This window comes from Aeromonas sp. OTU364 (genome assembly GCF_038440395.1).
Lineage (GTDB): Bacteria > Pseudomonadota > Gammaproteobacteria > Enterobacterales > Aeromonadaceae > Aeromonas.
In genome coordinates this window covers 1-245 of the sequence record NZ_JASATR010000045.1, presented here as the reverse complement: position 1 = coordinate 245, position 245 = coordinate 1, and the positions used below count along the sequence as shown (strand labels likewise).

Here is a 245-nt window from a genome sequence, read left to right as displayed (position 1 = left end):
ATGGTGCTGATACCCAGAGTCGAACTGGGGACCTCATCCTTACCAAGGATGCGCTCTACCAACTGAGCCATATCAGCACACTAACCGGTAAAGACCGCACTGTGTGCGCTATCTAAATCTTCTGTCCAACACGACCTGACGTCGTATCGCGACCAACCACATCGCTGTGATTGCTTAATTGAAGCCTGGCAGTGTCCTACTCTCGCATGGCGAATGCCACACTACCATCGGCGCTACCGCGTTTC

The 245-nt window shown here is 53.1% G+C and carries 1 tRNA gene; it reads right to left on the bottom strand.

The features are described 5' to 3' along the window. Position 1 precedes the first annotated feature (1 nt). Positions 2-77, bottom strand: a tRNA-Thr gene (locus AAHB08_RS21120). Between the last annotated feature and the right edge of the window lie 168 nt (positions 78-245).